The following is a 26,342-nucleotide window of genomic DNA, read 5'->3' on the forward strand; positions in this document are numbered from 1 at the left end:
CATCGTTCGCGCGATCGTGGTAATCTGAGGCCATGAACACGCCCGACACTCCCCTGATCTCGACCGAAGCCCTCGCCGCGCAGATGACCAAGCCGGACCTGCGCATCATCGACGCCAGCTGGTGGCTGGATGGACGGGACGCGCGCGCGGATTTCGAGCGCGAGCGGCTGCCCGGCGCCGTCTTCTTCGATCTGGACGCCATGTCGGATCGGGAAAGCCCCTATCCCCATATGTTGCCCTCGCCCGCAGCCTTCGCCGAGGCGATGGGGGCGATGGGCGTGGCCGAGAGCGACGACATCGTAGTCTATGACGCGCAGGGGCTGTTCTCGGCGGCGCGGGTCTGGTGGACGCTGCGGACCATGGGCGCCGAGCGCGTGCGCGTGCTGGATGGCGGCCTGCCGAAATGGAAGGCCGAAGGGCGACCGCTGGAAGGCGGCGCGGCCGGGGCGCCGGTCCCGACGCAGTTTGAAGCGGGGTTCGATGCGGACGCCGTGGCGGACTTCGGTCAGGTCGGCGCCGCACTGGCCGAGGGGCTTCAGGTGGTCGATGCGCGCGGTGCGGCCCGCTTTCGGGGCGAGGCGGCCGAACCGCGTCCCGGCGTGCGCGCGGGGCATATGCCGGGGGCGCTGAACCTGCCGTTCGGCCATCTGCTGAATGCGGACGGGACGCTGAAACAGGATCAGGCGCTGGAAGACGCCTTTCGCGCGGCGGGCGTCGATCTGGAGCGGCCGGTCATCACGAGCTGCGGCTCGGGCGTGACGGCGGCGATCCTGACCCTGGGGCTGGCCGTGCTGGGGCGGCCGTCGCGGCTTTATGACGGGTCGTGGGCCGAATGGGGCGCGTGGCCGGACGCGCCCCTGGCGACCGGCTAGGCCGCGCCTGCCGCCAGCGGCGGCGCGGTCGCGTCCGGCTCCTCTTCGTCCGTCTCGCCGCGAGAAACGATGGTGGCGATCACCAGGTCGCCGGTGACGTTCAGCGAGGTCCGGCACATGTCCAGGAAGCGGTCGACGCCCAAGATCAGGCCGATGCCCTCGGGCGGCACGCCCACCATGGCCAGGATCATGGCGATGACCGGCAGGCTGCCCGCCGGAACCCCTGCCGTGCCGACCCCGCCCAGAATGCAGACCAGCATGACGATGACCTGCTGACCCAGCGTCAGGTCGACGCCGAAGAACTGGGCTAGGAACAGCACCGTCACGCCTTCGAACAGGGCGGTGCCGTTCTGGTTGGCGGTGGCGCCGACGGTCAGGACGAAGCGGGCGATCTTGCGCGGCAGGCCCAGTTCCTGCTCGGCGACGCGCAGCGACACGGGCAGGCTGGCGTTCGAGGAGGCGGTGGAGAAGGACACCACCATGGCCTCGCGGATGGAGCGGAAAAACTTCGCGGGCGACATGCCGCCGGCCAGCCACACGAACAGCGGATAGACGACGAACATGTGGATCGCCATCGCGCCCACGGCGACGGCGACGAAGGCGCCTAACCGGATCAGCAGATCCCAGCCGAACAGGGCCGCCAGGTTGAACATCAGACAGGCGATGGCGATAGGCGCGACGCGGATGACGAGGTTGATGAGCTTCATCATCACTTCGAACAGGCCTTCGATCGTCTGTTGCAGGCGGTCGGTGGCCGGACTCTTGGCCATGACCAGGCCGACGCCGAAGAAGAGGGCGAAGACCATGACCGGCAGGATCTGGTTCTCGGCCGCCGCCGTGAAGACGTTCGAGGGGATCAGTTCGAGGAAGAAGTCGCCGGCCTGGACCGAGGTCGGCGCATTGCCGATGATGGAGGCGGCCCCGGCGCGCCCCTGATCCAGCAGTTGCTGGGCGAGGACTGGATCGACGCCGTCGCCTGGCCTGAACACATTGACCATGACCATGCCGATCAGCACGGCCATGGCGGAAATCACTACGGTGTAGATGAGGCTGCGCGATCCCGCGCGGCCGAGGGCCTTGAGGTCGCCCATCTCGGCCACGCCGATGACCAGGGCCGAGAACAGCAGGGGCAGCACCAGCATGAACAGCAGGCGAAGGAAGATCTGGCCTGCCGGTCCTGTAATGTTGGAGGTCAGCCACTGAACCCAGCCGACATCGCCGCCGACGGTCAGATTGACGATGAGGCCGCCGATGAGGCCGACCAGAAATCCGATCAGCATCAGCATGTGAAGCGGCAGTCCGCGCTTGGCTGTAGTCTCCATCCGGTCCCTTCCCTGCTCCCCCCTTACAGGACTAGCGGACAGGAAGGCCGTAGATCAACCCGCCAGGTCGAGCGGACCATTGAGCATTTAGTCCCCGCTCGAGATCAAGCGACGACTGTTCGCCCAGATTTCGATTGAAGATTTCGCCATAGTTTCCGCTGGCTGTGATCGCATCCAGCGCCCATGTACGCGGCAGATCAATGCTGGGGCCGAAGTCGCCTTCCACGCCAAGCAGGCGTCGCACTCTTGGATCCGCCGAATTCTTCGCCAGGTCAGCGGCGTTGTCGCGGGTGACGCCGAGTTCCTCAGCCAGGATCAAAGCATTCAGCGTCCAGCGGATCACCGCCAGCCAGCGGTCGTCTCCACTGCGCACGACCGGCCCCAGCGGCTCCTTGGAGATCACGTCGGGCAGGATCATGTGTTGCTGCGGGTTGGGCAGGGTCGTGCGCGCAGCGGCCAGGGCCGAGATGTCGGCGGTGAAGGCGTCGCACGCCTCGCGCGCATAGGCCTGGCGCGCCTCGCCTTCGGTGGCGACGACGACCGGGCGGTATTCAATGCCTCGACGACGGAAATAGTCCTCGACGTTCAGTTCGGTCGTCGAGCCGGACTGGACGCAGATGCGCGCGCCGTTCAACTCGGCCGCGCTGGTCAGGTTGAGCGAGCGGCGGACCATGAAGCCCTGCCCATCGTAGTAGTTCACGCCGGCGAAACTGAGATCCGAAGCCGTGTCGCGGCTCATGGTCCAGGACGTATTGCGCCACAGCACGTCCACGCGACCGGCGCGGACGGCGTCGAAGCGCTGCTCTGTCGTTAGCGGCGCGAAACGCACCGCATCCGGGTCGCCGAAGATGGCCGCCGCCGTGGCGCGGCAGAAATCCACGTCAAAGCCCCGCCAGGCGCCCCGGTTGTCGGTATAGGCGAAACCGACCAGACCTTCATGCACGCCGCAGTTCAGACGGCCGCGCTGGCGGACCGCCGCCAGGGTTGGACTTTCCTTGACCTCGGGCAGGGCCGCGGGGGCGCGCGGGGTCGGTTCGCGCATAGCGTCGGTCTGCGGTTCGTCCTGCTTTCCGCAAGCGCCCAGAAGCACAAGCGTCGCCGCCAGTCCCGGTCCGATCCACTGCGCCTTCATGCCGTTCACCGCCTCTTACTCGCCCCGCCTCTAGTTAGGCCGCGCCGAACGCGCACCGCAACCCGCACGGAACGACAAAGCCGCCGCCTCTGATCCCTTGCAGTCGAATCGGGCGGGCCGTAAGAAATCGGACTTCGTAAAGGTCGTTCCTTGATGCCGCTCTCCGTCGCAGACAAGCCCCGGCGTCGCCGCCGTTCGCCTGACGAAGCCCGCCGCGAAGCCATCAGCTCGGCGCGAGACCTGCTGCTGACCCAAGGTCCGAGCGCCGTAACCCTGACCTCCGTCGCACGCGAGATCGGCGTCACCCATGCCAATCTGATCCACCATTTCGGCTCTGTCGCCGGGCTTCAGTCCGCCGTGATGGCCTCGATGACTGCTGATCTGAGCGACGCGCTGGACGCCGCGATCGTTCGGCTGAGGACCGATGACGGCGCGCCGCTGGAGGTGGTCAACGCTGTCTTCGCCGCCTTCTCGACCGGCGGCGCCGGGCGGCTCGCCGCGTGGATCGCGATGTCGGGAGATCTGTCTCACCTCGAGCCGGTGCGGGCGGCGGTGCGCAACCTGGTCGCGGCCATCAAGGAGAAGATCGGCGCCAGCGACGGCCAGGCGGACGGCGTCATCGGCTCGGCGGTCCTCTTCATCGCCCTGAGCGCCTTCGGCGACGCCCTGATCGGCGATCCTCTGCGCGACATGCTGGGCCAGGACGCCGACGCCGGACGCCAGGTCGTCGCAGGACTGCTGGCGCGGATGTTGGCCGATTACTCAGCCCTGTGACCCAAAAAAGAGAGCCCGACGCCAGGCGCCGGGCTTAAAGTCATTCGGTGATGGTGGGTGTCCTCCCAAAAGAAGACAGTCCGTAGATCAACTGGTTTGGTTAATGCGGCGTTAACGACGTTTCGGAAGCCGCCGTGGAGCCGGCCCTGTCGGGAAACCAGCTGGTCTGGCGCGCGGCGTCGGACAAAGCGCGCGTGACCCGCCATCCCTGTCCGGCGCGTTCCGCCCGTCCCGTCGCAGGGCCCGGTCCGGGATAGGCGTAACGCTCGCCCCCGACCTCGATCTGCACCGCTCGGTCCCCGGCTCGCGAGAGGGACGCGGTCCACAGGCCGGCTTCGTCGGCCACGGCCACGGCCGTTTCGCCTTCGCTTTTCACTTCCACGCGCTGGCCCGGCGTGGAACGGCCGGACGCCAGCAGGGCGCGGCCATCGCCGTCCACGGCGTCCAGAGCGGGTCCGTCCGTCAGTCGACGGCTGGGCCCGCCGTCGATCAGCAAGGCGGCGACGATGGCGCCGTCTCCGGCCAGGAAAAGGCGTTCCGGGCCCGGCGTCGGGGTCTGGCCGATCTGGATTTCAGGGGTCAGGACATGGCCGAGCGCTTCCCGGCCGACGCGCAATTCAAAGCGCCCCTGGGAATCGGCGCCTGCCGCCATCGCCTGGCCCAGGGCGTTGCTGAGAATGACGCGCGCGCCCGCCGGTGCCTGGCCGCTGACCACAACGCCGGAGCCCTGTAGGGTGACCTTATCTATATGCGGCGCGGCGGCCCAGTTGTCCTGATCTGCCTGGTTCGGCTCTTCCATGGGCTGACGCGGCCCACTGCAGCCGACGATGGTCAGGCCGAGACACGTGGCCAACGACAGCTTCAGTCCGCCTCGGCCCCACGCCGCCATCGCCTTCATCTCTTCGCCCTTCGCTCGTTCCATCCTGGCTCGCATCACTATAGGTTGCTGCCTCATCCAGGCCAGCCGGTTCGTGCTGGAGCTTAACCGTAAAGGTCGTCAGACACTCTATGTCCCTGCCCCCCGTCAACATCGCCCCGTTCGAGGGTCGCTCTGTCTGTCTGTTCTGCGGCTCGTCCGATGGCACGGACGCCAAATATGTCGAGGCGGCGGCGGCCTTCGGCAAGGCGACGGCCGAGGCGGGGTGGCGGTTCGTTTACGGCGGCGGCGGCGTGGGGCTTATGGGCGCCTCGGCCCGCGCGGCCCATGCGGCGGGCGGCCGCGTCGTCGGCATCATGCCCGCCTTCCTGCGCAGCCGCGAGCGCCTGTTCGACGATGTCGAAACGATCGTCGTCACCTCCATGCATGAGCGCAAACAGCTGATGTACGACGAGTCCGACGTCTTCGTCGTCGCGCCCGGCGGCGTCGGCACGCTGGAGGAAGTGGTGGAGCTGCTGTCGTGGAAGCGGCTGGACCTGCACGCCAAGCCGGTCATCTTCCTGAATCTGGACGGCTTTTGGGACGGCTTCTTCACCCTGATCGAGCACACGGTCGAGAAGGGCATGACGCCGCGCAGCTTCCTGGACGCCTATGTCAGCGTCGATTCGGTCGAAGGCGCGATCGAGGCCATGAAATCGGCGCAGGACACGCCCCACTTGCAACATGATCGCCGGTAAGTAAACGTGCGTCAGTAACGCCGGTCCGTCGGGCGAGAAGCTGGATTGACAGTTTTCTTAAACAACGGTCTATGGCGTTGCTGGGCGTGCGCCCTACCCTTATCGGAGACTGTCCATGCGTGCTCTTCTCGCCGCCGCCGTCCTGTTCGCGGCCGCTCCCGCCTTCGCCCAGGCGCCCGTTACCAGCGCCACCCTGGCGGACGCCGCCAGCGCGCCCTCGGGCCGCGTCATTGTCGACGGCGCGACCTGGCGTTGTGAAGGCGACGCCTGCACCGCCACGGGCGGCTCCAGCCAGCCGGCGACGCGCGCCTGCCGTCGCGTGGTCGCCAAGCTCGGCCCGGTGACCAGCTTCACCTACAAAGGCCAGAGCCTGAACGAAGAAGAAATCGCCGCCTGCAACGCGGCCTGATCCCGACTTCAGCGCCAGATAAAAAAGGCCGCCTTCACGACGAAGGCGGCCTTTCCTGTATCCGTGAGACGAAGCCCGTCAGGCGGCCTCGCCCTTCAGCCGCTGAACCAGACGGTCTCGGCCGATCAGCGGGATCATGGCGGCCATGTCCGGCCCATGCGCTTGCCCGGTCAGCGCCAGGCGCAGCGGCATGAACAGGCCCTTGCCCTTGGCGCCGGTCTTGTCCTTCACCGCTGCGGTCCAGGCCGACCAAGCGTCGGCGTCGATGGTGTCTGGCAGCAGCTCCAGGGCGGCGGCGGCGAAGGCCGCATCCTCGATCACCGGCGTGACCGGCCCGGTGACGATCTTCGCCATATCAACGACATCGCCGAACTTGTTGAGGTTGCCCTTCACCGTGTTCCAAAAGGTCTCGCCCAGATCGACGCCCAGAGCCTCCAGGCGCGGCTTGGCCTCGGCGTAGTCGATCGCGTGCACCGCCTGGGCGTTCAGACGATCCAGATCGGCCGTGTCGTACCGCGCGGGCGAGCGGCCCATCTTGGAGAAGGCGAAGGCGGCGCCCAGGTCTGCCAGCGAGGCGGCGACTTCCAGATTGTCCGAGGTGCCGATCTTGCCCAGGTGGCTGGTGATGGCGATCGGCTCATAGCCGTCGGCGCGCATGTCCATGATGGCCAGCGAGCCCAGACGCTTGGACAGGGCCGTGCCGTCCGCGCCGACCAGCAGCGGCATGTGAGCGAAACCGGGAACCTTGGCCCCCAGCGCCTCGAAGATCTCGATCTGCGCGCCGGTGTTGGTGACGTGGTCCTCGCCCCGGATGATGTGGGTGATCTCCATGTCGATGTCGTCGACGACCGACGGCAGCGTATAGAGGAACAGCCCGTCCTCGCGGATCAGCACCGGGTCGGACATGGAGGCGGTGTCCACCTCGGCGTGGCCGCGCGCCAGGTCTTCCCAGGCGACGCGCTTGCCTTCGAGCTTGAAGCGCCAGTGCGGGCGGCGGCCTTCGGCCTCGAAGGCGGCCTTTTCAGCGTCGGTCAGCGACAGGGCCGCGCGGTCGTAGATGGGCGGCTGGCCGCGCGACAACTGCACCTTGCGGCGGCGGTCCAGTTCGTCGGCCGTTTCATAGCAGGGATAGAGGCGGCCCTCGGCCTTCAGGCGGGCGGCGGCCTCTTCATAGCGGTCGAACCGCTTGGACTGATTGTAGCGCTCGTCCCAGGTCAGGCCGAGCCACTTCAGGTCGATCTCGATGTTGTCTTCCGACTCCTGGGTCGAACGGACCAGGTCGGTGTCGTCGATGCGCAGCACGAAGCTACCGCCCTGCCCCTTGGCGAACAGCCAGTTCACCAGAGCCGTGCGGACATTGCCGACGTGCAGCTTACCCGTGGGAGACGGAGCGAAACGAACCTTGACGGACATGGGGATCAACGACCTCGATGGGAAGGCGGCTTGGTCGCGCCGCCGTCCGCTCAAGTCAAGCCGAACCGCCCGTAAAGACGTCAGTCGTCGCGGTGAACCCGCTCGCGGCGTTCGTGACGCTCCTGCGCCTCGACCGACAGAGTGGCGGTCGGGCGGGCCTCAAGGCGTCCCAGGCCGATCGGCTCGCCGGTGTCTTCGCAATAGCCGTAGGAGCCGTCCTCGATCCGGCGCAGGGCCTCATCGATCTTGGAGATCAGCTTGCGTTGACGGTCACGGGTCCGAAGTTCCAGCGCACGATCCGATTCCGACGATGCCCGGTCCACCAGGTCGGGGTGGTTTTCGGTCTCGGCTTTCAGATTGGTGACCGTACCCTTCGATTCACGAAGGATATCGTCCTTCCAGGCCAGGAGCTTGTTCTTGAAATAGGCGACCTGCCGCTCGTTCATGAACGGTTCGTCGTCGGACGGCCGATAAACAGCCGCGTCCCCAGACACTACAGAGGCCAATGCGGTCATCGCACTCACACTCATTTCCCTATCGCGCCCCCCTGCGGCGCATGGGCCGTATAGGCAAGGGCAAGAGTCGCGGCAATGGCGTTCGCGTTTCCGTGATATGGCTAAGCTGCATTCACCCTGAGGTAGTGTGACGAATTATCCTCACAAAGCCGATCTTGGACGATAAAAGACTGAAGTTTCGTCGCCTTTAGGCGCGAATGCGGCTCATTTCCGCTTTGGCCAATTCCACCGAGGCGCGCAGGTCGATCTGGTCCAGCACGGCGGTCAGACCCGGCTCGACCTCTTCGTCACGCTGTTCCCGAATATCGCGGGCCAGACGGCTCAGAGCCGCCCCGCCGTCCTGACCGCCCAGCAGTGCCAGCTTCAGTTCGTCCAGACGGTCCAGCAGGCCGGAGCCGCGACGGATGGCGCGGCGCCGACGCTCGGTCGGATCCTCGACGCCCTGGAGCGCCATCAGGGCTGCGGCGCCCGCCACGCCCGAGGCGGAGGATGTCGCGCCGGCCTGCGCTGAGGCGGCCGCGCCGCCCGTGGCCGGCAGGGCGAAACCGCCGGCGGCGCGAGCCGCAGGTCGTGTGGTCGGCGTTGAAGCGGCGCCCAAGGGTCCGGTGACCTTCATGCAAGACGTCTCCTTCTACGCGGCCACCTTGACGGCAGGGGCTGAACTCTTGGTTAACAGCTAGGCAAATCCTGCCCGCAGGCGCCGGAAAGAAGATCGACCATCATTGTAATTGCTTATGTTTTCAAGCGGCACGATCCTCGCATGGTTAATGGCGAACGCTCACGCAGGGACGTCCGTCGCATGCAGAAGTTGCTTACCGCCCTTATCGCCCCGGCCATTGCGGCCGTCGCCCTCACCGTCGCGCCCGGCGCGGCGGAGGCCCAGTCGCGCATCAAGGACATCGTCTCGATCGAGGGCGTCCGCTCGAACCAGCTGGTCGGCTATGGACTGGTGGTCGGGCTGAACGGCACCGGCGACAGCGTCCGCAACTCGCCCTTCACCCGCCAGTCGCTGGAAGGGATGATGGAACGCCAGGGCGTCAATATCCGGGGCGCCAACCTGAACACCAAGAACGTGGCGGCGGTCATGGTCACGGCCGAGCTGCCGCCCTTCGCCACGCCGGGCTCGCGACTGGACGTCAGCGTCTCGGCGATGGGCGACGCCAAGAGCCTGTTGGGCGGGACCCTGCTGGTCACGGCCCTGCAAGGCGCCGACGGCGAGGTCTACGCCGTGTCCCAGGGAGCGGTGCAGACCGGCGCGGTTTCGGCCTCGGGTTCGTCCGGGTCGTCGATCACACGCGGCGTGCCCACGGCGGGCCGCATCGCCTCGGGCGGGGTGGTTGAGCGCGAGACCGGCTTTGACCTGGCGTCCATGCCTTCGGTGCGGCTGACCCTGCGCAACCCGGACTTCACTACGGCCCAGCGCATCGCCGCCGCCATCAATGAGACCTACCCGCAGACCGCCTTCGCCGAGAACGGCACGGTCGTCGCCATCCGCGCGCCTCAGAACTTCGGCATGGCGGGCTTCCTGAGCCGGGTCGAGAATCTGCCGGTCCAGATCGATTCCCCGGCCAGGGTCATCATCGACGAGGTCAACGGCGTCATCGTCATGGGCGAGGCCGTGCGGATCTCCACCGTCGCCGTGGCGCAGGGCAATCTGACCGTGTCGGTGCAGGAAACGCCGATGGTCAGCCAGCCCGAGCCGTTCAGCCGCGGCGGCCAGACTGTCGTGGTGCCGCAGTCGGATGTCAGCATCAGCGAAGATGCAGGTCGTGAAATGCGGCTGGTGGGCGGCTCCACCTCTCTGTCGACCCTGGTCAACGGCCTGAATGCGCTGGGCGTCAGCCCGCGCGACATGATCAGCATCCTGCAGGCCATCAAGGCCGCCGGCGCCCTCCAGGCCGAAATCGAGGTGATCTGATGAGCCCCCTCGCCGCCTCTCCCGACCTGTTGCGCGATCCCGCCTCGGCCCTGCCCGGCCAGCCGAAGAACCTGGAAGGCCAGAATCTGCAAGCCATGCGCCGCACGGCAGAGGCCTTTGAGGCCAGCTTCCTGTCGCAGATGATGAAGCCCATGTTCGAGGGCCTGAGCACCGAGGCGCCGTTCGGCGGCGGCGCAGGCGAAGCCGCCTGGCGCGGCTTTCTGGTGGACGCGATGGCGCAGCAGACCGTCAAGGCCGGCGGCGTCGGCTTGGCCGACAGCGTTCTGGCGCAGATGATCAAGATGCAGGAGCAAGGCGCATGACCGCCGATGTCGAAACCGCCGCCCTGCGCGTGCAGCACCTGACGCGCCTGACCCGGGACCTGACCGACCGGCTGTCGCTGGAAATGGACGCCTTACGCGCCCACCGCGCCCAGGAGCTGAGCGAGGGCATGGCCCAGACGCAGGAGATGGCGAACCTCTATCGGCGCGAGTCCGCGCAGGTGAAGGCCAATCCGGCCGCCATCGCCGCCGCGCCAGAGGCTGACCGCCGCGCGCTGATCGACGCCACGGAAGCCTTTGAATCCATCCTGGCCGAGCACGCCGTGACCGTGGAGGCGGCCCGTCAGATTTCTGAGGGACTGGTGCGCACCATCGCCGCCGAGGTGGCGGGGGCCCGGGCGCAGGGGGTCGGCTACGGCGCCTCCGGTCAGGCCATGCAGGGAGACGGCCGGGCGGTGGCGCTGAATCGCACGGCCTGAGGCGCGGCGTCGCCTTTCTTTAACGGCCTCCGTTCTATGAATTCGGCATGACCCTGACCCCTCGCCTGCTCGGACTAGCTTTCGCCGCCGCCGACGCCCTGATCGAAGTCGATCAACATGGGGTGGTTCGCTTTGCGCTCGGCTCGGGCGCTGTGGCGGGACAGCAGACGGCCGCCTGGGTCGGCCAACCCTTCAGCGAGCGCCTGTCGATCAACAGCGCCGCGGCGCTGCAGACCCTGCTGGAGGGCCTGAGCCCGGGTCGGCGCGGCCCCGCCACCGAGGTGCTGGTGGACTGCGGCGACGGCCGGATGCGTCGCGCGACCCTGCGCGCCTTCGCCCTGCCGGACATCGCTCCGGCCCGGTCGTGCGCCCTGTCCTATGAAGGCGAGCCTTTTCTCGTCGATGGAGGGCCGCTTGAGATCGGCGCCCCGCCGCCGGACGCTGAGGGCTTTCTGAGCCATGCCCGCGCGACCCTGGCCGGCGGAGATGCGGACGCCCTGCAGCGTCTGGCCTTGGCCTTTATCGATCTGAGCGGTCTAGAGGGCGTCGACCCGCCGACCCTGCAGCGAATTCACAGCCGTATCGGCGCAACGCTCAGCGCCGCGTCGCACGACGGCGCCAGCGCGGGCCGACTGACGACGGATCGCTACGCCTTGATCCGTCAGGCGGACGATCAACGCGACCTGGCCAATGAGATGCGGATGGCCGGTCAGGCGGAAGGCGTGGCCCTGAGCGCCGTCGCCAGCCAGGCCGGTTTGGGCCGCGACTCCGCCTCGGCGCTGCGCGCCATGCGGTTCGCCATCGAAGGCTGCTTGAAGGAAGGCGGGCTGGACCAGCCGGAGCTGTCCTTCGCCGCTTCCCTGCAGCGCACGCTGGCGGACGCGGACCGTTTCCGCAGCATCGTGCGCGACCGGGAGTTCGCCCTCTACTATCAGCCGATCGTCGACCTGAAGACGCGGGCCGTGCACCATTTCGAGGCTCTGGCGCGCTTCGGCAAGGGATCGGGGCCCGCCGCCGCCATCCGCATGGCCGAGGAACTGGCCCTGATCGACGGCTTCGATCTGGTGGTGGCGGAAAAAGCCGTTCGACGGCTGCGCGAACCGGGCGGGGGTCTGTTGAAGATCGCCGTGAATGTATCGGGTGCCTCGCTGGCCAGCGACGCCTATGTCGCCGCCCTGATGAAAATGACCGCCTCAGCGCCCGAGGATCGGCGGCGTCTGATGGTCGAGGTGACGGAGACCGCCGCACTGGCCGATCTGGCGGCCGCCGACCGACGGCTCGGAGCCCTGCGCAACGCCGGGATCAAGGTCTGCATAGACGATTTCGGCGCGGGTTCGGCCTCCTTCGACTATCTGCGCGGTCTGTCGGTTGATGCGGTGAAGATCGACGGCGGTCTGGTGCGCGATATCGACATCGACGCCCGCACCCGCACGATGGTCGCCCATCTAGTCGAGCTTTGCGGCTCGCTGGAACTGGAGACCATCGCCGAGATGATCGAGACGGATAAGGTCGCCGACGCCCTGCGCGATCTGGGCGTCACCCACGGCCAGGGGTGGCTGTTCGGGCGCGCCGAGGCGGAACCGCGCAACGTGCTGAACAGCCCCGCGATCCGCGGACGCCGTCAGGGCGTGGTCGAAGGCTGGAGCTGACCTGACTTCAGCTCGAGGGTCCGATCGACGCGCAGGTTCTGAATGAAATCAGCGTCGTGGCTGACCACCACAAGGGCGCCGTCATAGGCCGAGAGCGCCGCCTCCACCGCCTCGACGGCGTCGATGTCCAGATGGTTGGTCGGCTCGTCCAGCACCAGCAGTTGTGGCGGCTGGGCGCCCGTCATGACACAGGCCAGGGCCGCGCGCAGACGCTCTCCGCCTGACAGTTCGCCGACGCGCCGATCCGCCTGCACATTGCGAAACAGAAAACGCGCCAGCGCCGCCCGCGCCGCATTGGGCGTCCCTTGCGGGTTCAGCCGCAGCCAGCCCTCGACCAGGCTTTCGTCAGCCTGCAGCATGGCCGCCTGCTGATCCAGCAGGGCGGCGCGAACCGGCCGTTCCACGCTGCCCGACGAGGGCTCGATCAAGCCCGCGATCAGCTTCAACAGCGTCGTCTTGCCGGCGCCGTTGGGGCCGACGACGGCGACGCGCTCAGGCCCGGTCAGACGCAGGCAGAGCGGTCCCAGCAGGCGCCGGTCGTCCTCGACGGTCACGACCGCGTCATTCAGGTTCAGCACCACGCGGCCGGCCGGCAGGCCTGTGGAGGGCATGGCCAGCGCCAGTTGTCGCACCCGCTCGACCCGTTCACGCGCCTGAGCCAGGTTAGCCTCGACGGCCTGACGCTTGCGTTCGGCCAGCCGCTGGCCGCGCGCGCCGGATTCCTCGGCGCGTTGCGCCTGGGCGTCGAGCAGAATCTTGGGATCGGAGTTGTTGGCGCGCGCCGCCTTGCCTGTGCGATCGCGCCGGGCCTGACGCTCCTGCGCCATCTGGGTTTCGCGCTGCACCCGGCCGATGGCGCGCTCGGCCTGTTCCAGGTCGCGTTCAGCGGCGGCCCGTTCGGCGTCGCGGCGCTCGATAAAGAGGTCCCAGCCGCCGCCATGCACCCGCCCGCCCAGACTGGAAAGCTCCACGATGCGATCCACGCGGCGCAGCAGGGCGCGGTCGTGACTGACCAGCACCACGCCGCCCGGCCAGTCGGCCACTACATCGGCGATCATGGCGCGGGCCTCGGCGTCCAGATGATTGGTGGGCTCGTCCAGAACCAGCAGATCCGGCGCGGCCAGCTTCAGCCCCGCCAAGCGCAGGCGCGTCTGCTCCCCGCCGCTCAGGTCCGCCGTGCGCCGATCCAGCGGCAGGTCAGCCAGACCGACCTCGGCCAGAGCTGTCTGCGTCCGCTCTTCCAGCGTCCAGTCCGCCTCGGCCATGTCGTCCAGCGAGCCGTCGCCCGCCAGCACGCGATGCAGAATCGCCAGAGGCTCGGCGACGCCCAGCGTATCGGCGATGGTCTCGTCGTCGGCCGGCTTCTGGGCCTGCGCCAGCCAGCCGACGCTTCCGATGCGCGTGACCGAACCCTCGGCGGGCTCAGACAGACCGGCGACAAGGCGCAGCAGCGTGGTCTTACCCACGCCGTTGCGGCCCACGACGGCCGTGCGTTCGCGCCCGAAGGCGAGCGTCAGATTGTCGAAGAGGCCTCGGCCGTCAGGCGTGCGGGCCGCGACGCCGTTGAGCGTCACGAGTGCGGACGCGGACCGGTTTGGGCTTGGGTTGAGCGAGGACATAGGCGAGCGCGAGCAGCGGCATGGAAAGGGCGAAACCGATTTCCAGAGTGCTGATCATGATCGTCGCGCCTCCTCACTATGCGTTGGCTGAGTGAAGGATGGGGACGGACGTTTCGTAACGCAACCCTAAAACTGCGGCTCCGCTTTCGCTCCGCGACGTGAAGGACCGCCTTGGACAATCCGCATCATGGCCTTTGCAAGCGTCGCTTCCTATGTTGGCGGATATGGACACGCCCGAGCGCACCCTCGCCTTCCGCATCGACCGTCCCGCGCCGGACCGGGCCGAGGCCGCCGCCCGCCGCGAAGCCGCCGTGGCCCGCATCCGCGCCGAGACCGGCATCGATGAAGCCATGATCGACGCCCTGGTCGAAGGCTTCTACGCCAAGGTGCGTGAGGATGACTTCATAGGTCCGATCTTCGCCGAGCGCATCGACGACTGGGGCCCGCACCTGGCGCAGATGAAGCTGTTCTGGTCGTCTGTGGCCCTGTCGACCGGCGTCTATCAGGGGCGGCCCATGCCGAAGCACCTGCCCCTGCCGATCGACGCCCGCCACTTCGACCACTGGCTGAAGCTGTTCGAGGCGACCGCGCATGAACTGTGCCCGCCCGTCGCCGCCGAACACTTCATCGTCCGCGCCCGCCGCATCGCCGAAAGCCTGGAACTGGGCGTCGCCAACGCCAACGGCGTAATGGTCGGCCCCGGAGAACGCTATCGGCGCTCGGAAACGTCGTGGGCGCCGGAAGTCGGCTAAAAGTTCTTATATTGTTCTTGCTGTATCGGACGAATTGATCCCCATATAGCGTCGTCGCCCCGGACCGTTTCGGGGTCTTCCGCGTTCCCGGATTCCATGACCGAAAAGCATAACTTCATTCGCGTTCGCGGCGCCCGCGAGCACAATCTCAAAGGCGTCGATCTCGACATTCCGCGCGAGCAGCTGGTGGTCATGACCGGCCTGTCGGGGTCGGGCAAATCCTCGCTGGCGTTCGACACCATCTACGCCGAGGGGCAACGCCGCTATGTCGAGAGCCTGTCGGCCTATGCGCGCCAGTTCCTAGAGCTGATGGGCAAGCCGGACGTGGACCTGATCGAGGGCCTGTCCCCGGCGATCTCGATCGAACAGAAGACGACGTCGAAGAACCCGCGCTCGACCGTCGGCACCGTCACCGAAATCCACGACTACATGCGTCTGCTGTGGGCGCGCGTGGGCGTGCCCTATTCGCCGGCCACGGGCCTGCCGATCGAGAGCCAGACCGTCAGCCAGATGGTGGACAAGCTGACCGCCCTGCCCGACGGCGAGCGCATCCTGCTGCTGGCCCCGGTCGTGCGCGGCCGCAAGGGCGAGTACAAGAAGGAGATGGCCGAGTGGCAGCGTCAGGGCTTCCAGCGGCTGAAGATCGACGGCGAGTTCTACGCCATCGAGGACGCCCCCGCGCTCGACAAAAAGTTCAAGCATGACATCGATATCGTCGTCGATCGTATTGTAACCAAAGAAGGTCTGGAGCCGCGCTATGCCGACAGCATCCAGACCGCTTTGGCTCTGGCCGACGGCATCGCCACCGCCGAATGGGCCAAGGCGCCCGAGGGCGAAGAGCCGCGCCGGATCGTCTTTTCCGAGAAGTTCGCCTGCCCTGTTTCGGGCTTCACCATCAGCGAGATCGAGCCGCGGCTGTTCTCGTTCAACAATCCTTTCGGCGCCTGTCCGGCGTGCGACGGTCTGGGCGTCAAGCTGGCCTTCGACGCCGATCTGGTGATCCCCGACCGCGACAAGACCCTGCACAAGGGGGCGGTGGCGCCGTGGGCGCGCGGTCCCTCGCCGCTCTATACGCAGACGCTGCAGTCGCTGGCCCTGCACTACGGCTTCTCGATGGACAAGGCGTGGCGCGACCTGCCGGAGAAGGCGCAGGCCGTCATCCTGCGCGGCTCGGGCGGCGACAAGATCAAGTTCGTCTATGACGACAACGCCCGCAAATACGAGGTTTCCAAGCCGTTCGAGGGCGTGCTGCCAAACCTGGAGCGGCGCTGGCGCGAGACCGACAGCGCCTGGGTGCGCGAGGAACTGGGCCGCTATCAGTCCGAAACCCCGTGCGAGGTCTGCGGTGGCAAGCGCCTGAAGCCCGAGGCTCTGGCGGTCAGGGTCGGCGGCGAGGACATCGCCGACATCTCCAACCTGTCGATCTCCAAGGCCTTCCTGTGGTTCTCGACCCTGGAAGAGGCGCTGACCGACAAGCAGGTCGAGATCGCTCGGCGCATCCTGAAGGAGATCACCGACCGGCTGCGCTTCCTGAACAATGTCGGGCTCGACTATCTCAACCTGTCGCGCAGTTCCGGCACACTGTCGGGCGGCGAGAGCCAGCGCATCCGGCTGGCGTCGCAGATCGGCTCGGGCCTGACCGGCGTCCTTTATGTGCTGGACGAGCCGTCCATCGGCCTGCACCAGCGCGACAACACCCGCCTGCTGGACAGCCTGAAGGGGCTGCGCGACCTCGGCAACTCGGTGCTGGTGGTCGAGCATGACGAAGAGGCGATCCTGACGGCCGACTACGTCATCGACATGGGTCCGGCCGCCGGCGTCCACGGCGGCACGGTCTGCGCCGAGGGCACGCCTGCGGAAGTCATGGCCAATCCAAACTCCCTGACCGGCCAATACCTGACCGGGGCGCGCGAGATCGAACTGCCGCCCGAAGGCCGCCGCCCCATCGACCGCAAGCGGATGCTGAAGGTCTCCGGCGCCACGGGCAACAACCTGAAGAACGTCACGGGCGAGATCCCGGTCGGCGTCTTCACCTGCGTCACCGGCGTGTCGGGCGGCGGCAAGTCGACCTTCACCATCGAGACCCTGTACAAGGCCGCCGCGCGGCGTCTGAACAATGCGTCCGACGCCCCCGCTCCCTTCGACCGGATCGAGGGGCTGGAGCATTTCGACAAGGTCATCGACATCGACCAGTCGCCGATCGGCCGCACGCCGCGCTCGAACCCGGCCACCTACACCGGCGCCTTCGGACCGATCCGCGACTGGTATGCGGGCCTGCCGGAATCGAAGGCGCGCGGCTATGGCCCCGGCCGCTTCAGCTTCAACGTCAAGGGCGGCCGCTGCGAGGCCTGCCAGGGCGACGGCGTAATCAAGATCGAGATGCACTTCCTGCCCGACGTCTACGTCACCTGCGACGTCTGCAAAGGCAAACGCTACAATCGCGAGACGCTGGAAATCGTCTTCAAGGGCAAGAGCATATCCGACGTTCTGGACATGACGGTCGAAGAGGCGGCGCGCTTCTTCACCGCCGTGCCGTCGATCCGCGACAAGATGCTGACGCTGGAGCGTGTGGGGCTGGGTTACGTCAAGGTCGGCCAGCCCGCCACCACCTTGTCCGGCGGCGAGGCCCAGCGGGTCAAGCTGTCGAAGGAGCTGTCGAAACGGGCGACTGGCAAGACGCTGTACATCCTCGACGAGCCGACGACCGGCCTGCATTTCGAGGATACGAGGAAGCTGCTGGAGGTGCTGCAGGAGCTGGTCGAGAACGGCAACACCATCGTCGTGATCGAGCACAACCTGGATGTCATCAAGGTCGCCGACCACCTGCTGGACTTCGGTCCCGAGGGCGGCGACGGCGGGGGCGAGATCGTCGCCGTCGGCACGCCGGAACAGGTCGCCGAGAACCCCGCCAGCTGGACCGGCCGCTATCTGAAGGAGGTGCTGGATCGGCACGAGGAGCGCCGCAAGAGCCGTATCGCCGCCATGACCGCCGAGGCTGCGCCCGCCAAACGCGCCAAGGCCCGCAAAAGCGCCTGAACGGCTAGCGATCCGCTCGCCAAGTTGCGGGACCCTACAGACAGAAACGCCGCGCCCTGGTCGGAGCGCGGCGTTTTTCGTTCAGCGATGCCGCCTGATCAGACGCGCGCCTGCCCCTTCAGGCCGAGATAGGCCGACGAGAACGGAGCGTAGATGATCGCCGCCTGCGCCGCCGACAGAAGGGCGTTGACCACGCCCCAGATCAGCAGGGCCGGCCAGAAGCGCGTCAGAAGCGCCACGACATTGGTCGTCTCGGCGCCGATCAGGCTGTTCAGGCCGCCGAAAATCAGGTTCAGCGGCGCGATGACGATGGAGCCCAGCAGGCCGACCAGAATGGACATGACGCCCGCCAGGATCGCCATGCCCAGCAGCGGCCAGAAACGCCCCTTGGTCATGGCCCAGCTTTCCTTGAGGGCGATCTTTCCCTCGGCGAACGTCATCGGGACGACCAGGCTGAGGCGCACGGCCAGCCAGATGGCGACCGCCACAATCGCCAGACCGGCCAGCACAGCCGGGAGAACCAGCCAGGACGCGCCTGTACCGGCGGCGAGACCCGCGAAAAGACCGACGATCAAGGCGCCGCCCATCGTCACGACGAACATCAGAACGGCGACCAACAGGGTCGCGCCCAGAACGCGCAGTTCTTCTCGGCCGAGACGCAGATAGCCGAAACGCTTGTCCTGCGGCCGGATGACCGAGCGCGCGACCGCCGTAGCGAGCACGGCGCCGAACAACAGCGACAGCGGCAGGGCCAGCCCCATCATGGCGCCGTAGGCCTGACCCAGCATGGTCAGGTCGCTCATCGACGGCGACGGATTCTGCTCGACCCGTTCGGCCAGGCTGATGATGTTGACGAGGTTCCCACCCGCCACAGCGAAGAAGACCAGGAAGAAGGCGACATAGGCGCCCGCCCAGGCCAGGATGGCGAGCGGCGCCCGCCGCGCTAGGCGGAAGCCTTCGAAGGCGGACTCTGTGGCGTTGAAACTCATGCTGGCTCCTCGATTCCTGGTCAGCTTAACGCAGCCGCAGCCCATGCGACAGCGCCGACCACGACAGGCGCCGCATGACAGGACTGCGTCGCCCGGCTAGAAGGCCGCCATGTCGAACGCGTCCTCTACTCCCCGCCCCGTCCCCGCGCCTGTGCACGTCATCGGCGGCGGCCTCGCCGGATCCGAAGCAGCCTGGCAGATCGCCCAGGCGGGCGTGCCCGTCATCCTGCACGAAATGCGCCGGGACGAACCGGAACAGGTGCGCACCGACGCCCACCACACGACGGGCCTGGCCGAGTTGGTCTGCTCCAACTCGTTCCGGTCGGACGACTGGGAGTTCAACGCCGTCGGCCTGCTGCACGCCGAGATGCGGGCGCTGGACAGCGTGATCATGGCCTGCGGCGACGCCAATCAGGTGCCGGCGGGCGGCGCCCTGGCGGTCGACCGCGTCGCCTTCTCGGACGCGGTGACGGCCAAACTGGAAGCGCACCCGCTGGTGACCATCGTGCGCGAGGAGATCGCAGGCATTCCGCCCGAAGAGTGGGATAATGTGATCGTCGCCACCGGGCCGCTGACCTCGCCCGCCCTGGCCGAGGCGATCCTGAAGGCGACGGGCGAGGAGAGCCTCAGCTTCTTCGACGCCATCGCCCCGATCATCCATACCGACAGCATCAACTTTGACGTGGCCTGGCGTCAGTCGCGTTACGACAAGGAAGGGCCCAGCGGCGACAAGGCGGCTTACGTCAACTGTCCGATGGACAAGGCTCAGTACGAGGCCTTCATCGACGCCCTGCTGGACGGCCCCAAGGCCGACTTCAAGGAATGGGAGAACGTGCCCTATTTCGACGGCTGCCTGCCGATCGAGGTCATGGCCGAGCGCGGGCGCGAGACCCTGCGTCACGGCCCGATGAAGCCGGTCGGCCTGACAAACCAGCACAACCCGACGGTCAAGCCGTACGCCATCGTCCAGCTGCGCCAGGACAATGCGCTGGGGACCCTGTTCAACATGGTCGGCTTCCAGACCAAGCTGAAGTACGGGGCGCAGACCGACGTCTTCCGCATGATCCCCGGTCTAGAGAACGCCCAGTTCGCGCGTCTGGGGGGCCTGCACCGCAACACCTTCCTGAACAGCCCCAAGCTGCTGGACAAGCAGATGCGGCTGAAGGCTCTGCCGCGCCTGCGCTTCGCCGGTCAGGTGACGGGCGTCGAGGGCTATGTCGAGAGCGCGTCAATGGGCCTGCTGACGGGCCGGTTGGCCGCCGCTCAGGCGCTGGGGCGCGATCTGGCCCCGCCGCCGCCGGAAACGGCCATGGGCGCCCTGGTCGAGCACATCACCGGCGGGCACCTGGAAGGGTCGAAGTTCCAGCCGATGAACATCAACTACGGCCTGCTGCCGCCGCTGGAGGCGCCCAAGGTCGATGAGGAAGGCAAGCGCATCCATCCCAAGGAACGCGGCCGCGCCAAGAAGCGCCTGCAGAGCATTCGCGCCATCGAGGCGCTGAAGGCCTGGCGCGACGCGGCGGCCTAACGCAGCTTGGCGCCGCCGGGGCGGAAGGTCAGGGTCATCGCGGCCATGACCAGAAGGCCCAGCCCCATCAGCATCCACGCCTGACTGAGGTCCGACAGGCGGTCGCGCAGCAGCCCGGCCGCCAGCGGCGACAGGCTGGCGATGATGTAGCCGCCGCCCTGAACGAAGGCGAGCAGGTCTCCGGAGCGCACCGGGTCGTCGATCTGGTCCATCGCCAGGATCAGGGTCAGGGGAAAGACGGCGCCGATCCCCAGGCCCAGCAGCAGCATGACCGGGACCGCCAGACTGACCGGCGTCAGCACCAGTCCGGCCAGACCGATCAGGGCCAGGGCCACGGCCAGCAGCATCGGCCCGCGCCGGTCGGGAAAGCGCGCGATGAACAGCGACACCAGCACGCCCGCCAGCACCTCGGCGCTGGTCATGCCGCTGAGCAGGAAGCCCGCCGTCGCCCTCGCCTGCCCCATGTCGACATAGTAGGGCGGCAACCAGGCCAGCACGAGCGTATAGGCCGAGGTGCCCAGCCCCAGAATGGGAACCAGCGCCCAGGCGCGGGGCTGTTTCCAGAACGGAACCTCGGGATCGGTCCCTTCGGCCACGGCCAGGCGGTTCGGTTCTTCGGCGGCCGGGGTGCGCGAGGCGATGAGCCAGACGACGGCCGCGGCAAGGGCCGGAACCGACCATAGCGCCAGCGCGACGGCCCAACCGAACGCCTCGGCGAAGCCCGCCGCCGTCGCCGCCGCCACGGCGGCGCCGCCCATGATGCCGGTCGTATAGACGGCCATCACCGTACCGAACCGCGTCGGAAAGGCGCGCTTGATGACGACGGGCGCCAGGGCCTGAATGAGGGCCACGCCGACGCCGACCACCACGGCGCTGAGGATCAGTCCGCCCGCGCTGCTGAACGGCCAGCGAGCCAGACAGGCCAGGGCGATGAGAACGGCGCCGAGCAGTATGCCCATCCGCTCGCCCAGACGGCGCCGCAAGGGGCGAATCGACAGGGCTCCGACGCCGATCATCGCCACCGGCAGGGTGGTCAGCAGGCTGGCCATGGTCGAATCCATGCCAGTCGTCGCCTCGATCAGGTCGAGCAGCGGCCCGACCGCCGCCATCGCCGGGCGCAGGTTCAGCGCCAGGGCGAAGATGGCCGCGATCAACAACAGGCCCGCGCCGCGCGACGGCGGCGAGGCGTTCGACTGATCCATCCGAGATGACTCCGGCATTAGAAGGCGATAGTATCTCGACATCGAATATCTTGATGTCAAGACAATGACCGATCGCGCCGCCCGCGCCGCCGCCCAGTGGGCCGTTGCGCGCCCCGACCTGGACCTGTTGGCGATGGAGACGCTGGGCCGTCTGCATGAGGCGTCCATCCTGGTCGCGCGCGAGCGGCAGGCCCCGTTGTATGCGCGCTATGGGCTGCAGCATGGCGAGTTCGATGTGCTGGCGACGCTGCGTCGTGCGCCTTCGCCCGACGGTCTGACGCCGACCGCCCTCTATGAGGCGACGATGATGTCGTCCGGCGGCATGACGGCGCGGCTGGATCGGTTGCAGAAATCCGGCCTGATCGAGCGCACGCCCCACCCCGGCGACCGCCGCGCCTCACTGGTCCGGCTGACGCCCAAGGGATTCGATCTGATCGAGGCCATGATGCCGCTGCACATGGCGGAAAGTCAGGCCATCCTGGCCGATCTGTCGCGCGAAGAGCAGGCCGCGCTGGGCGCCCTGCTCGCGCGGTTGATTGCGACGGTCGAGGCTTAGGCCCGCTTCATCCGACGGTTCCAGGGCATGACCGCCAGCAGCCGCGCCATGCCGCAGAAGCCGGTCGCCCCGGCCACGAACAGGCCAGCCCCGACAAAGGCGCTGATCCCCCAGAAGCCGGGATGGACCATGACGCCCAGCGCCCCGCCCAGCAGGATGAGTCCGCCCGCCGCCATCTGCACCTGACGCATCAGCTCCAGCGGCTGCTTGCGGTCGGCCGCGACCGGCAGGCCCGCCTTCTTCCAGGCGTCCAGACCGCCCGCCAGAACGTGCGACGGGCCGTCGATGCGGGCGGCCAGACGATCACAGTTGCCGGCCGTGCGGTTGCCGCTGCGGCACATGAAGATGACGTCCTTGCCGGGCTTGAGGCTGAGATCGGCGCTTTCAAAAGCGGACAGGGGCGCAGTTACGGCGCCGGCGATGTGTTCGCGCGCATGTTCGTCAGGCTCGCGCACGTCGATCAGCACGGCCGCGCCCGCCTTCAGGCGAGCGGCGACATCGGCGGGGGAAAGGGAAACCAGCGGGTTCATCGTAAAATCCTTGAGGAAGCGGCGGCGCTCAATGCGCCTCAGGCGGGCAGAAGATCTCGGCCAGGACGGCGATCACCTTCAGGGCGGCGGGGTCGGCGATGCGATAGAAGACGGCGGTGCCGCTCTTGCGCGCGCTGACCAGACCGTCGTCGCGCAGGCGCGCCAGATGCTGGGACAATGCCGATTGCGACAGACCAACCTGGAGGTCGGCGACCTGACGTTCTCCCTCGCCGATCTGGCACAGGATCATCAGGCGGTGCTCATTGGACAGCGCCTTCAGCAGCCGCGAGGCGTCGCCCGCGTTGGCCTGAAAACGCTCCAGTCCCATAAGTTCGAGATCAATCATGGCTCTGATATATGCCATGATTCTAAATTAGCAATGTCTAATATGAAACGCTGCAGGCGCCGCTCAGATTCGGCCGCGCAGCACCGCCCAGAACAGACGCAGGCGCTTGAACGGCTCGGGCGCGTCCGGCTTTATTAGGGCGGCGGAGGCCACGGCCGGAAAAGCGGGCGCAGGTAAGGCGCGCAGGGCCTTGTTGGCGTCGCGGCGGGAAGCGCGCGCGTGATCGACCAGTCCGGTCTGGGCCAGTGCGCGCACGCGACCAGCGGCGGCGGCCGCCGCCTCATGCCCCTGCCCTGCGAGGATCCGCACCGCCGCCTGCATCGGCCCGACGTAGAAGGCGTCCAGATCGTGCGGCTCGCCATGCACGCGGCCGATGTGGGCCTCGATCAGGGCATCGAACGGCGCGCGCTCCAGACCATGACGCCCGACCGCCGCCGTCAGCGCCTCCAGCACGGGGTGCCCCAGGCGCGGCGTGTCGGAGAAGACGCCGTCCATCTGTTCCGACCACCAGGCGTAACGCATCTCGGCCAACAGCGGCTGGGTCACGCGCGTGGGAATGGCCATCAGTTCCGCCTCGAAGGCGTACAACGCGATCAGATCGGCGCGCGCCTGTTCATCAGCCACGAAGCGGCTGGCCAGCCAGCGGTCGAGGTCGGCGGCGCGAACCTGAGCGTCAAGATCAACAGTCATGGCGACGGCCCTTCGGCCATTGAGGCGGCGGCATCAAGCCCGGAATGCACACGGCCCGCCTCCCCTGCGGAAGACGGGCCGTGATCAGTAGGCCGTTAGAGCTGTTTACGGCCGGCTGGCCATGCCCAGCTTGACCGGAGTGGCGTCAGCCTTGCCGCCGCCGCTGCGGTCCACGCCCCACAGCAGGATGATCGGCGCGCCCACATAGATGGACGAGAAGGTGCCGATGATCACGCCGAAGGCCAGGGTGATGGAGAAGCCGCGCAGGGCCTCGCCGCCGAAAACGGCTAGGACGATCAGAACGATCACGGTCGTAAGGCCCGTGATGATGGTCCGCGACAAGGTCTCGTTAATCGACAGGTCGATCACGTCACGCAGCGGCATGGTCTTATATTTGCGAAGGTTTTCGCGCAGGCGGTCGAACACGACGACGGTGTCGTTCATCGAATAGCCGATGACCGTGAGCAGGGCCGCGACCAAGTTCAGGCTGAACTCCATGCGCAGGGCGACGATGAGGCCGAACGTCAGGGCCACGTCGTGCAGCAGCCCCGCCACGGCGCCGATGCCGAACTGCCAGGGGAAGCGGAAGGCGATGTAGAGGAACATCAGCACCACGGCCGACACCAGGGCCAGGACCCCATTGGTCAGCAGTTCGCCCGAGACCTTGGAGCCGACGACGCTGACGCCGGAATAGGTGACTTGGCCGACGGCCTCGCTGATGGCGGTTTCAACCTTCTCGACGACGGCAGTCTGGTCCTGGTCCGACGGCACCTGGAAGCGAACGATGGCGGTCGAGCCGTCATCGAGGTTGGTGTCGCGACGCGCGATCCCCTGCACCTGCACGTCGCCCAGATCCAGTCCGCTGACCGAGCCGCGCAGCTTGTCCAGCTCAAGCACCTGACCGGCAGGCTTGGCGACCTCCATCGAGGCGCCCCCGCGGAAGTCGATGCCGAGGTTCAGGCCGGGATAGAAACAGCCGATGATCGCCGCCACCGTCAGGATCGCCGACAGTACGGCGAAGCCCTTGGCGTATTTGACGAACTGGAAGTTCGTCTTGTGCGGCAGCAGTTTGATAAGAGGCCAACCGTTCATCGACATCACTCCGCGATCGGCAGTTTCTTCGGCTTGGCGATCTTGAGCCAGTAGCCGAGCAGGACTTGGGCCGTCAGCACCGAAGAGAAGACGGAGGTGAAGACGCCGATGGTCAGGGTCCAGGCGAAGCCGCGCACGGGCCCGGCGCCGAACATGAACATGATGAGCGCCGCCACCAGGGTGGTCAGGTTAGCGTCGATGATGGTGCCCATGGCGCGGTTGAAGCCCGCATCCATCGACGCCACCACGGAACGTCCCTGACGCGCCTCGTCGCGCATCCGCTCATAGATCAGCACATTGGCGTCAACGGCCACGGCGAAGGTCAGGATCAGACCGGCGATGCCCGGCAGGGTCAGCGTCGCCTGGGTCAACGACATGGCCGCGACGATCAGGATGCCGTTCAGGATCAGGCCGATGACCGACACGCCCCCGAACAGGAAGCCGTATGCCAGGATCATGAAGACGACGATGACGACGAAGCCCAGGGCGGTCGACAGGGCGCCTGCGGCCACGGCGTCGGCGCCCAGTTCGGCGGTGACGACGCGGCGCTCTTCGACGTTCAGCGGGGCCGGAAGGGCGCCGCCGTTCAGCAGGTTCACCAGCTCCGAAGCCGAGGCGATCGTATAACTGCCTGTGATCTGTCCGCTGCCGCCGGTGATGGCCGACTGGATGGTCGGGGCCGAGATCACCTTGCCGTCCAGGACGATGGCGAAGGGCTTGCCGAGATTCTGCGAGGTGGCCTCGGCGAAGCGGCGGGCGCCCTGGCCGTCGAACTGGAAGTCGATGGCGGTGCGCTGGTTCTGGTCCGTGCCGATGCCGGCGCGCGTCAGGTTCTCGCCCGACACCAGGATGCGCTTCTTGACCAGGTAAGGCGTGCCCTGGTCGTCGGTCAGAAGTTCGGCGTCCGGCGGCACGCGGCCGGCCAGGGCGTCGTTCAGGCCCGTCGGCGAGGTGTCGACCATCTGGAAGGTCAGCTGGGCCGTCTGACCGACCAGGCGCTCCAGCTCGGCCGGATCGCTCTGGCCCGGCGCCTGGACGACGATGCGGTCGGCGCCCTGACGGGTGATGGCGATTTCCTTGGTGCCCGAGCTGTCCAGGCGGCGACGCACGACCTCGATCGACTGATCAACCGCCGTGGCGCCCATGCTGTTCAGAGCGGCCTCGGTGAAGGCGTAACGAATACGGCCTCCGCCCAGCTTAGTCGCCACGCGGTCGGGCTGACCGGTCGCGCCCATGCCCTGTTGAGCCATGGTCCGCAGGGTGTTGAACGCCGTGTCATAGGCGGCGCCCTCGGCGACGGTGACGACGACCCCGCCCGGTTCGCGCTGCATGCCGACGATGTTGACCTGGTCTTCGCGCAGGGAGACGCGAACGTCTTCCATCAGGTTGGAGACGCGCTTTTCGCGCATCTCGGGCACGTCGACCTCAAGCAGGAGGTAGGAGCCCCCCTGCAGGTCCAGGCCCAGGTTCAGGCCGTTGCTCGGCAGCCAGCTCGGCAGAGCCTCGCGCTGCGCCGGCGACAGCACGCTCGGGTAGGCCAGGAACAACCCGAGGACGAGCGATAGCGCGACCAGGGTGATCTTCCAGCGTGAAAGCTGAATCATGTCTCGGTTCTCTTCAGGGC

Annotated in this window: 27 protein-coding genes; 12 read left to right on the forward strand and 15 right to left on the reverse strand. The window is 67.4% G+C overall.

Annotated elements, in window-relative coordinates:
- Positions 1-32 precede the first annotated feature (32 nt).
- Positions 33-872 (forward strand): 3-mercaptopyruvate sulfurtransferase, encoded by an 840-nt coding sequence (gene sseA / locus PIB44_RS08180; protein WP_278068994.1) that lies wholly within the window; start codon positions 33-35, stop codon positions 870-872.
- On the opposite strand, the gene PIB44_RS08185 is transcribed toward sseA, so the two are convergent.
- Positions 869-2,194, reverse strand: coding sequence for a dicarboxylate/amino acid:cation symporter (locus tag PIB44_RS08185; protein WP_278068995.1), 1,326 nt, complete (start codon positions 2,192-2,194; stop codon positions 869-871). The two genes, sseA and PIB44_RS08185, sit on opposite strands and share 4 nt — an antisense overlap.
- A gap of 31 nt (positions 2,195-2,225) precedes the next feature.
- Positions 2,226-3,326 (reverse strand): amino acid ABC transporter substrate-binding protein, encoded by a 1,101-nt coding sequence (locus tag PIB44_RS08190; RefSeq protein WP_029972480.1) that lies wholly within the window; start codon positions 3,324-3,326, stop codon positions 2,226-2,228.
- A 153-nt stretch (positions 3,327-3,479) separates the two neighbouring features.
- On the opposite strand from PIB44_RS08190, the gene PIB44_RS08195 reads away from it, so the two are divergent.
- Complete coding sequence (locus tag PIB44_RS08195; RefSeq protein ID WP_025977091.1) at positions 3,480-4,100, forward strand: TetR/AcrR family transcriptional regulator; 621 nt, start codon at positions 3,480-3,482, stop codon at positions 4,098-4,100.
- Between the two features lie 100 nt (positions 4,101-4,200).
- Here PIB44_RS08195 and PIB44_RS08200 read toward each other — a convergent pair whose 3' ends face one another.
- A complete protein-coding gene (locus PIB44_RS08200) occupies positions 4,201-5,022 on the reverse strand; it encodes a hypothetical protein (RefSeq protein WP_278068996.1) in 822 nt (273 codons plus the stop codon).
- A gap of 86 nt (positions 5,023-5,108) precedes the next feature.
- On the opposite strand from PIB44_RS08200, the gene PIB44_RS08205 reads away from it, so the two are divergent.
- Together PIB44_RS08205 and PIB44_RS08210 are read left to right on the forward strand one after the other, a co-directional pair.
- Complete coding sequence (locus PIB44_RS08205) at positions 5,109-5,714, forward strand: LOG family protein (RefSeq protein ID WP_025977093.1); 606 nt, start codon at positions 5,109-5,111, stop codon at positions 5,712-5,714.
- Between the two features lie 115 nt (positions 5,715-5,829).
- The gene (locus tag PIB44_RS08210) at positions 5,830-6,123 is read left to right on the forward strand and encodes a DUF8200 family protein (protein WP_025977094.1); all 294 of its coding nucleotides are present in this window, start codon (positions 5,830-5,832) and stop codon (positions 6,121-6,123) included.
- A 78-nt stretch (positions 6,124-6,201) separates the two neighbouring features.
- On the opposite strand, the gene gltX is transcribed toward PIB44_RS08210, so the two are convergent.
- From gltX to PIB44_RS08225, 3 genes are all read right to left on the reverse strand, one after another.
- Entirely contained in the window at positions 6,202-7,536 is a 1,335-nt protein-coding gene (gene gltX / locus PIB44_RS08215; protein ID WP_278068997.1) for a glutamate--tRNA ligase, read from the reverse strand.
- An 80-nt stretch (positions 7,537-7,616) separates the two neighbouring features.
- Positions 7,617-8,051: an RNA polymerase-binding protein DksA gene (gene dksA, locus PIB44_RS08220; protein ID WP_082891449.1), complete on the reverse strand. Its 435-nt coding sequence runs from the start codon at positions 8,049-8,051 to the stop codon at positions 7,617-7,619.
- Between the two features lie 187 nt (positions 8,052-8,238).
- On the reverse strand, positions 8,239-8,667 hold the full coding sequence (locus tag PIB44_RS08225) for a flagellar assembly protein FliX (protein WP_025977097.1): 429 nt from the start codon (positions 8,665-8,667) through the stop codon (positions 8,239-8,241).
- 183 nt (positions 8,668-8,850) lie between these two features.
- On the opposite strand from PIB44_RS08225, the gene PIB44_RS08230 reads away from it, so the two are divergent.
- From PIB44_RS08230 to PIB44_RS08245, 4 genes are read left to right on the forward strand one after another with little or no spacing between them, the layout of a single operon-like run.
- The gene (locus PIB44_RS08230; protein ID WP_025977098.1) at positions 8,851-9,969 is read left to right on the forward strand and encodes a flagellar basal body P-ring protein FlgI; all 1,119 of its coding nucleotides are present in this window, start codon (positions 8,851-8,853) and stop codon (positions 9,967-9,969) included.
- Positions 9,969-10,292, forward strand: coding sequence for a rod-binding protein (locus PIB44_RS08235; protein ID WP_134580846.1), 324 nt, complete (start codon positions 9,969-9,971; stop codon positions 10,290-10,292). The genes PIB44_RS08230 and PIB44_RS08235 overlap by 1 nt, the downstream gene beginning before the upstream one ends.
- On the forward strand, positions 10,289-10,729 hold the full coding sequence (locus tag PIB44_RS08240) for a flagellar basal-body protein FlbY (RefSeq protein ID WP_253121038.1): 441 nt from the start codon (positions 10,289-10,291) through the stop codon (positions 10,727-10,729). The genes PIB44_RS08235 and PIB44_RS08240 overlap by 4 nt, the downstream gene beginning before the upstream one ends.
- 47 nt (positions 10,730-10,776) lie before the next feature.
- A complete protein-coding gene (locus tag PIB44_RS08245) occupies positions 10,777-12,378 on the forward strand; it encodes an EAL domain-containing protein (RefSeq protein ID WP_278068998.1) in 1,602 nt (533 codons plus the stop codon).
- On the opposite strand, the gene PIB44_RS08250 is transcribed toward PIB44_RS08245, so the two are convergent.
- Complete coding sequence (locus PIB44_RS08250; protein WP_278068999.1) at positions 12,351-13,952, reverse strand: ABC-F family ATP-binding cassette domain-containing protein; 1,602 nt, start codon at positions 13,950-13,952, stop codon at positions 12,351-12,353. The genes PIB44_RS08245 and PIB44_RS08250 overlap by 28 nt on opposite strands.
- A complete protein-coding gene (locus PIB44_RS08255) occupies positions 13,918-14,055 on the reverse strand; it encodes a hypothetical protein (protein ID WP_167309460.1) in 138 nt (45 codons plus the stop codon). Before PIB44_RS08255 ends, PIB44_RS08250 begins: the two co-directional genes overlap by 35 nt.
- A gap of 166 nt (positions 14,056-14,221) precedes the next feature.
- Between PIB44_RS08255 and PIB44_RS08260 the strand changes: the two genes are divergently transcribed.
- Positions 14,222-14,749 (forward strand): group III truncated hemoglobin, encoded by a 528-nt coding sequence (locus PIB44_RS08260; protein WP_278069000.1) that lies wholly within the window; start codon positions 14,222-14,224, stop codon positions 14,747-14,749.
- Positions 14,750-14,845: 96 nt separating this feature from the next.
- Entirely contained in the window at positions 14,846-17,785 is a 2,940-nt protein-coding gene (gene uvrA / locus PIB44_RS08265; protein ID WP_278069001.1) for an excinuclease ABC subunit UvrA, read from the forward strand.
- 98 nt (positions 17,786-17,883) lie between these two features.
- Here the strand turns inward: uvrA and PIB44_RS08270 are convergent, their stop codons facing one another.
- The gene (locus PIB44_RS08270) at positions 17,884-18,774 is read right to left on the reverse strand and encodes a hypothetical protein (protein WP_278069002.1); all 891 of its coding nucleotides are present in this window, start codon (positions 18,772-18,774) and stop codon (positions 17,884-17,886) included.
- A 109-nt stretch (positions 18,775-18,883) separates the two neighbouring features.
- Here PIB44_RS08270 and trmFO point away from each other — a divergent pair, with 109 nt between their 5' ends.
- The gene (trmFO, locus tag PIB44_RS08275; protein WP_278069003.1) at positions 18,884-20,302 is read left to right on the forward strand and encodes a methylenetetrahydrofolate--tRNA-(uracil(54)-C(5))-methyltransferase (FADH(2)-oxidizing) TrmFO; all 1,419 of its coding nucleotides are present in this window, start codon (positions 18,884-18,886) and stop codon (positions 20,300-20,302) included.
- On the opposite strand, the gene PIB44_RS08280 is transcribed toward trmFO, so the two are convergent.
- Complete coding sequence (locus tag PIB44_RS08280) at positions 20,299-21,504, reverse strand: MFS transporter (protein WP_278069004.1); 1,206 nt, start codon at positions 21,502-21,504, stop codon at positions 20,299-20,301. The two genes, trmFO and PIB44_RS08280, sit on opposite strands and share 4 nt — an antisense overlap.
- 64 nt (positions 21,505-21,568) lie before the next feature.
- Between PIB44_RS08280 and PIB44_RS08285 the strand changes: the two genes are divergently transcribed.
- On the forward strand, positions 21,569-22,060 hold the full coding sequence (locus PIB44_RS08285; RefSeq protein WP_134580871.1) for a MarR family winged helix-turn-helix transcriptional regulator: 492 nt from the start codon (positions 21,569-21,571) through the stop codon (positions 22,058-22,060).
- Here PIB44_RS08285 and PIB44_RS08290 read toward each other — a convergent pair.
- From PIB44_RS08290 to secD, 5 genes are all read right to left on the reverse strand, one after another.
- Positions 22,057-22,590, reverse strand: a complete 534-nt coding sequence (locus PIB44_RS08290; protein ID WP_278069005.1) for a rhodanese family protein — start codon at positions 22,588-22,590, stop codon at positions 22,057-22,059. The genes PIB44_RS08285 and PIB44_RS08290 overlap by 4 nt on opposite strands.
- Before the next feature lie 28 nt (positions 22,591-22,618).
- Positions 22,619-22,936 (reverse strand): ArsR/SmtB family transcription factor, encoded by a 318-nt coding sequence (locus PIB44_RS08295; protein WP_253121046.1) that lies wholly within the window; start codon positions 22,934-22,936, stop codon positions 22,619-22,621.
- Positions 22,937-22,999: 63 nt separating this feature from the next.
- Positions 23,000-23,626 (reverse strand): squalene/phytoene synthase family protein, encoded by a 627-nt coding sequence (locus tag PIB44_RS08300; RefSeq protein WP_278069006.1) that lies wholly within the window; start codon positions 23,624-23,626, stop codon positions 23,000-23,002.
- Between the two features lie 105 nt (positions 23,627-23,731).
- Entirely contained in the window at positions 23,732-24,724 is a 993-nt protein-coding gene (gene secF / locus PIB44_RS08305) for a protein translocase subunit SecF (RefSeq protein WP_278069007.1), read from the reverse strand.
- Positions 24,724-26,322, reverse strand: coding sequence for a protein translocase subunit SecD (gene secD, locus PIB44_RS08310; protein WP_025977113.1), 1,599 nt, complete (start codon positions 26,320-26,322; stop codon positions 24,724-24,726). Before secD ends, secF begins: the two co-directional genes overlap by 1 nt.
- Between the last annotated feature and the right edge of the window lie 20 nt (positions 26,323-26,342).

It is taken from the genome of Brevundimonas sanguinis, from assembly GCF_029636725.1.
Taxonomy (GTDB): domain Bacteria; phylum Pseudomonadota; class Alphaproteobacteria; order Caulobacterales; family Caulobacteraceae; genus Brevundimonas; species Brevundimonas sanguinis.

Excerpts from the sequence above, each read along its gene's own strand:
- sseA (WP_278068994.1), top strand. The coding sequence starts at position 33 with ATGAACACGCCCGACACTCCCCTGATCTCGACCGAAGCCCTCGCCGCG.
- PIB44_RS08185 (WP_278068995.1), bottom strand. The coding sequence starts at position 2,194 with ATGGAGACTACAGCCAAGCGCGGACTGCCGCTTCACATGCTGATGCTG.
- PIB44_RS08190 (WP_029972480.1), bottom strand. The coding sequence starts at position 3,326 with ATGAAGGCGCAGTGGATCGGACCGGGACTGGCGGCGACGCTTGTGCTT.
- PIB44_RS08195 (WP_025977091.1), top strand. The coding sequence starts at position 3,480 with ATGCCGCTCTCCGTCGCAGACAAGCCCCGGCGTCGCCGCCGTTCGCCT.
- PIB44_RS08200 (WP_278068996.1), bottom strand. The coding sequence starts at position 5,022 with ATGGAACGAGCGAAGGGCGAAGAGATGAAGGCGATGGCGGCGTGGGGC.
- PIB44_RS08205 (WP_025977093.1), top strand. The coding sequence starts at position 5,109 with ATGTCCCTGCCCCCCGTCAACATCGCCCCGTTCGAGGGTCGCTCTGTC.
- PIB44_RS08210 (WP_025977094.1), top strand. The coding sequence starts at position 5,830 with ATGCGTGCTCTTCTCGCCGCCGCCGTCCTGTTCGCGGCCGCTCCCGCC.
- gltX (WP_278068997.1), bottom strand. The coding sequence starts at position 7,536 with ATGTCCGTCAAGGTTCGTTTCGCTCCGTCTCCCACGGGTAAGCTGCAC.
- dksA (WP_082891449.1), bottom strand. The coding sequence starts at position 8,051 with ATGACCGCATTGGCCTCTGTAGTGTCTGGGGACGCGGCTGTTTATCGG.
- PIB44_RS08225 (WP_025977097.1), bottom strand. The coding sequence starts at position 8,667 with ATGAAGGTCACCGGACCCTTGGGCGCCGCTTCAACGCCGACCACACGA.
- PIB44_RS08230 (WP_025977098.1), top strand. The coding sequence starts at position 8,851 with ATGCAGAAGTTGCTTACCGCCCTTATCGCCCCGGCCATTGCGGCCGTC.
- PIB44_RS08235 (WP_134580846.1), top strand. The coding sequence starts at position 9,969 with ATGAGCCCCCTCGCCGCCTCTCCCGACCTGTTGCGCGATCCCGCCTCG.
- PIB44_RS08240 (WP_253121038.1), top strand. The coding sequence starts at position 10,289 with ATGACCGCCGATGTCGAAACCGCCGCCCTGCGCGTGCAGCACCTGACG.
- PIB44_RS08245 (WP_278068998.1), top strand. The coding sequence starts at position 10,777 with ATGACCCTGACCCCTCGCCTGCTCGGACTAGCTTTCGCCGCCGCCGAC.
- PIB44_RS08255 (WP_167309460.1), bottom strand. The coding sequence starts at position 14,055 with ATGATCAGCACTCTGGAAATCGGTTTCGCCCTTTCCATGCCGCTGCTC.
- PIB44_RS08260 (WP_278069000.1), top strand. The coding sequence starts at position 14,222 with ATGGACACGCCCGAGCGCACCCTCGCCTTCCGCATCGACCGTCCCGCG.
- uvrA (WP_278069001.1), top strand. The coding sequence starts at position 14,846 with ATGACCGAAAAGCATAACTTCATTCGCGTTCGCGGCGCCCGCGAGCAC.
- PIB44_RS08270 (WP_278069002.1), bottom strand. The coding sequence starts at position 18,774 with ATGAGTTTCAACGCCACAGAGTCCGCCTTCGAAGGCTTCCGCCTAGCG.
- trmFO (WP_278069003.1), top strand. The coding sequence starts at position 18,884 with ATGTCGAACGCGTCCTCTACTCCCCGCCCCGTCCCCGCGCCTGTGCAC.
- PIB44_RS08280 (WP_278069004.1), bottom strand. The coding sequence starts at position 21,504 with ATGGATCAGTCGAACGCCTCGCCGCCGTCGCGCGGCGCGGGCCTGTTG.
- PIB44_RS08285 (WP_134580871.1), top strand. The coding sequence starts at position 21,569 with ATGACCGATCGCGCCGCCCGCGCCGCCGCCCAGTGGGCCGTTGCGCGC.
- PIB44_RS08290 (WP_278069005.1), bottom strand. The coding sequence starts at position 22,590 with ATGAACCCGCTGGTTTCCCTTTCCCCCGCCGATGTCGCCGCTCGCCTG.
- PIB44_RS08295 (WP_253121046.1), bottom strand. The coding sequence starts at position 22,936 with ATGATTGATCTCGAACTTATGGGACTGGAGCGTTTTCAGGCCAACGCG.
- PIB44_RS08300 (WP_278069006.1), bottom strand. The coding sequence starts at position 23,626 with ATGACTGTTGATCTTGACGCTCAGGTTCGCGCCGCCGACCTCGACCGC.
- secF (WP_278069007.1), bottom strand. The coding sequence starts at position 24,724 with ATGTCGATGAACGGTTGGCCTCTTATCAAACTGCTGCCGCACAAGACG.
- secD (WP_025977113.1), bottom strand. The coding sequence starts at position 26,322 with ATGATTCAGCTTTCACGCTGGAAGATCACCCTGGTCGCGCTATCGCTC.